Annotated in this window: 5 protein-coding genes; all 5 read right to left on the bottom strand. The window is 58.1% G+C overall.

The features are described from left to right. Window positions 1–163 precede the first annotated feature (163 nt). A complete protein-coding gene (locus K8V32_RS08890) occupies window positions 164–1,078 on the bottom strand; it encodes a cation diffusion facilitator family transporter (RefSeq protein WP_303906018.1) in 915 nt (304 codons plus the stop codon). 41 nt (window positions 1,079–1,119) lie between these two features. Further along, window positions 1,120–2,049, bottom strand: a complete 930-nt coding sequence (gene hutG / locus K8V32_RS08895; protein ID WP_303906021.1) for a formimidoylglutamase — start codon at window positions 2,047–2,049, stop codon at window positions 1,120–1,122. Window positions 2,050–2,095: 46 nt separating this feature from the next. Further along, window positions 2,096–3,322, bottom strand: a complete 1,227-nt coding sequence (locus tag K8V32_RS08900) for a PEP/pyruvate-binding domain-containing protein (RefSeq protein ID WP_303906024.1) — start codon at window positions 3,320–3,322, stop codon at window positions 2,096–2,098. Between the two features lie 73 nt (window positions 3,323–3,395). Then, complete coding sequence (locus K8V32_RS08905; protein ID WP_303906027.1) at window positions 3,396–4,028, bottom strand: transcriptional regulator; 633 nt, start codon at window positions 4,026–4,028, stop codon at window positions 3,396–3,398. After that, window positions 4,018–4,431: a hypothetical protein gene (locus tag K8V32_RS08910; RefSeq protein ID WP_303906030.1), complete on the bottom strand. Its 414-nt coding sequence runs from the start codon at window positions 4,429–4,431 to the stop codon at window positions 4,018–4,020. Before K8V32_RS08910 ends, K8V32_RS08905 begins: the two co-directional genes overlap by 11 nt. Between the last annotated feature and the right edge of the window lie 12 nt (window positions 4,432–4,443).

Genomic DNA, 4,443 nt, shown 5'->3' on the forward strand with positions numbered 1-4,443 from the left:
ACGGCCGGAATTCCGATTGCGGCACTTGGCCTACTGAACCCCATGTTCGCCGGCGCTGCCATGGCAGCATCCTCAGTGCTCGTTGTACTCAACTCCCTGCGACTGACCCGCTTCGGACGCTGAGGAATCCGCAACCACATAGCGTTATCCAACGCCGGTGATCTTAGGTATCGAACCGCAAGGATGCTTCATCACTGACCGACAGTGACAGGACCGCTTCTGCGATCTGTTCGTGCTGCTCAAGCGCATATTCAATACGGCGCAGGCGAGTCGCGACGTCGTCCTCAACGGCGTTTCCGACCAGGTCAACTTCAGCGACGAGGAACAACCGGACCGGGCCAACATATTCCAGATGCAGATATGTCACCCGTTCAATCTCAGGTTGGGCCAGAAGTCGTCGACCAACCTGGTTCCGTAATGACGCCGACGACGCCGCACCCACCAGAAAGTGGCGATTACGTTCGATCAAGACCAGTGCGACAACCCCAAGCAGCACGCCAATGGCGATTGAGCCCACCGCATCCCACACCGCGTTACCGGTCAGCTGATGTAGCCCGATACTGCCGGCTGCGATCACCAAACCGATCAGTGCCGCGAAGTCTTCAAAAACTACCGCACGTAATGTGGCATCCGAGCTACCAAAGAGCATTCGCAACGGCGACACAGCGACTTGCCGGGCACGACGTCGAATTTGCAGCGCTGCTTGTGTAAAGGATATTCCTTCAAGCACGAACGCGATTCCAAGTACGGCATAGGCAACGCCAGGGGCTTCCACCGGCCCGGGGTTGGCTAGTTCTTGCACCCCGTGCATCACCGAGACCGCCGCGCCGACCGTGAAAATACCGAATGCGGCGATCATCGACCACACATATGCTTCCCGCCCGTAACCCAGCGGATGACGCTCGTCCCGTGGCTTCACCGAACGCTTATCAGCAATGATCAGGAACACTTCATTACCAGCATCCGACCACGAATGTGCTGCTTCAGCAAGCATTGACGCCGAACCGGTCATCACAGCCGCCACCGATTTTGCAACCGCAACCAGCACGTTGGCGAAAAAAGCAATCAGGACTGTCATGCAGCAACCTCTATCATCTCAGGTATTGCCGAAGGTAGTGTTCACCACGTTCTAGCCCGTGCAGCGCTTGTCAGACGATCTACCAGCCGCGCTGCCACAGCTGCTGTTCGACCATCAACATCCAAGGTCGGATTCAACTCCGCGATATCGGCATGCACCAACTTGCCGGATGCCGCAACATGATCAATCACCGCAGAAACCAAGGGCAACGGCACACCATATGCTGCCGGTGCACTGACTCCCGGCGCCACGGCGGCGGGCAGCACATCGAGGTCAATGGTCAGATAAACTATATCGGCCTGCTCCAATAGCTGTGCCACGGCCCGACCTGCCTCACCAGGGTAGGTAATCCACCGGTCGTCTGTCATCCACCCGATGCCCGCCTGCCGTGCCCGGTTAAATAGATCAGCCGTATTCGACGCCTCCGCAACACCCATGGCCGACACCAAGGTGTTTCGGCCCGTCTCAGCTTCCATAATTTGGGCAAAACCAGTACCCGAGGTCGCCTGTTCACCCGGACGATTATCGAAATGTGCATCCAGATTAAACATGCCTAATCGTGCATCCGGGAAGGCCGCCCGCACGCCCAAATACGACGCCCACGTGATCTCATGACCGCCACCCAGCCCCACAGTCATGTGATTCTGCGACAGCAGTCCCGCCAACGCATTACCGTAACGCTGTTGCGCGCCTGCTAAATCATTTTCGACGACGTCGATATCACCGGCGTCATACAGTGCAAAGTCGTGGTGGACGGCGAAGGAACCCAGTGCTGCACGAATTGCGGCTGGCCCCTGGGCCGCACCAACTCGACCCTGATTCCGGCGCACCCCTTCATCAGAGGCAAAACCTAGGAGCGCCACGCCTGGCTGGGTTGGGTCAACGGCTTGGATGCGGTTGTGCCAGCGGGCGTGTTCTGGGCCCGGGCCATCGTCGCGGCCTGTCCAGTTGGTCAAAGAAGAATCTGTCATGTCCTCCAGCTTAGAGCTCGTCGAGGTACGCCGCGATACCCCTGGCTTAGGATTCGACGGGGGTAATGGCTCCCGTGGTGCCATCAACAGTGACCACCGATGTTGGTCTTAAAAGTTCAGTGGCTCGCGGCACCGCGAGCACGGCAGGTATCCCGACTTCACGAGCCACGATTGCTGCGTGAGACAGCACTCCGCCGGTTTCCGTTATGACCGCGGCTGCCAGGGAAAACAACGGAGTCCACGCTGGATCAGTCGTACGACATACGATCACATCTCCCGCTTCAACAGTGGCAAAATCAGCGGGCCCGCAAATGAGTCGGACCGGCCCGGATGCGGTACCCGGGCTGGCGGGATCTCCGGTGAGGACGGCGCTCCCGTCGACGGCTTGTCGACGTGGCCTCGAGAAGTCCGGAAGTTGTGATGTTATGGGTCGTGCTTGCAGAATCCAGATGGTGTCGCCGTCGATGGCCCATTCGATGTCTCTGCGACCACCCAGCATCGTGGATACTGCCTGCCCCATAGCATCCAGGCGCAAGACCTGGTGGTCGGTAAGACACGCTTTGGTCCGTTCACCGGGCAATATGGGGCGGGTCTGCAGCATGTTGCCCATGCGATCTATACGCTGTCTCTGGTCGCCTCGTCGTCGATCAACAATCTGTGCTCCCGCAACTCGCCACGAGTCGGGGGTGAGCTGTCCTGCCACAATGCGTTCGCCAAGACCTAAGGATGCTTCGATCACGCTCGTATTTCCGGTGAACATCATCCCAGATGCGTCGGCGTCAACGAACCGCTGAACTAGGACAGCCATGTCCATTGGGTGGTGGCTGGGCTGATGCGCGCGGTATGCCGCGGCCCGCTCAGACCACAATGAGGCCCAGCATTGCAAAATCGCCTGACATACCTGCTCGACCCCGCGGACCGCCAGGAAGCTGTCATGTTGGCCAGCGGCGGAAGCCAGGGTGCTGTCCTCTGAGCTTGAAGAGGAACGCACAGCAACATAATCTGTAGCGGCTCCTTGGGTGAGCTGTTCAAGCGCCTTTGAGATGTCATCCACGACGCGAGGAGGAAGTTGGATGTCCAAGATCCGTGCGCGCGCATCTGCAAAATCGTCAGTCGATCCCGGGGTGAGGCCGTTGTTTTTGGCTACTGTTTGATAAACATCGGTTGGCACCACAAACCCTTGTGGAACATTGAATCCAGCCTGTAGCAGTTGCGCCAGGGGTGCGGCTTTGCCTCCTGCATCAGGGCCGGTTGCGTTGATAAGGTCCAGCACGTTCATTGCTTCCTTTCTCCGGCAACGCCCGTTCATCGCAGCTCGGTAAGCATGTACGTCAAGTCTGTTCAGTTCAGGTTCCGGTGGTGCGTTCTCGGCCCAGGCTGGACAGCAGATCCTGGTGGAGTTCAGCCCACACGGTGTGACAAGAAAGCACCCCGACGCCCGCGACCCAGTGCATATCACCACTGCGAGCTTGTGCTAACGCCTCTCGAAATTGTCGTGGGTAGCGGCTAAACCGTGGAAGCCGCTCAGTCAAGGGGATCAAGAGTTTCACAAGCGCTTCACCGAGTTCGGTCAGCTCTTGCAAGACTGCAGTGCTCGAGGTTTCTTGTTCAGCGGCAGACTGCAGTTGCCAAGCGGTGATCACCCGGACAAGGTCAGCATTCACCGTGTTTTCGAAATCATCCAGCGCGCCCCGGAGCTTCGATTCTGCACCGGATGCGATCAATTCTTCACGCAGCAATTCAGTATCGCGCTCTTTGCCCTCTGCGGTAAGGATCCAGCCACTGGCATCCCCGAAGGCCATATGTTCAACCAGGCCTTGGCCTTCGAGCACACCAAGCTGGTTATCGACAACATTTGCTGGCAACTCGGCCCGCTCGGCAACCGCTTTGACCGTGGCGAAGCCTGCTAAGCGCACCCCGTGGAGCACTAAAAGTTCCGCACTGGAATGCCATGATGCTTCGGTGCGTTCAGTCGTCACCGCGGGTTCCTCGATCCTCATCATGCTGTGCGCGAGTAGCTACCCGCTGAAATCGCTGTTGAGCTGCTTGCGGGGACTTCACCCCGAGTTGCTCGGCGATATCTGGCCAGGTGAGACCTTCCGCTCGGGCAATCAGCATGAGTCCCGATTCAAGGCCATCAAGATCAGCCCTGGCTGATTCAACCAGTCGTAGAGCTGCTCGAATGTCGTTATGAGATGCTTCACCCACTGAGGAGTTCGCTTGCCACATGGCAAATCGAAGCAGGCTCACGTCATCCGGCTTCACGCCAGAGGGCTGCCAGGGGAAACGTGGCAGCTGTTCAGCACCAGCATCGAGTAATTGTTGACGCGCGGCATTGAGCTGATCAAGTTCTTGAGACTCATTCGGAATATTGGGAACCACAACGCCACCCTA

The organism is Enteractinococcus helveticum, from assembly GCF_020742345.1.
In the GTDB taxonomy this organism is placed as follows: domain Bacteria; phylum Actinomycetota; class Actinomycetes; order Actinomycetales; family Micrococcaceae; genus Yaniella; species Yaniella helvetica_A.

What these genes read in the sequence shown, in the direction of transcription:
- K8V32_RS08890 (WP_303906018.1), bottom strand. Translation starts at nt 1,078, where the DNA reads ATGACAGTCCTGATTGCTTTTTTCGCCAACGTGCTGGTTGCGGTTGCA.
- hutG (WP_303906021.1), bottom strand. Translation starts at nt 2,049, where the DNA reads ATGACAGATTCTTCTTTGACCAACTGGACAGGCCGCGACGATGGCCCG.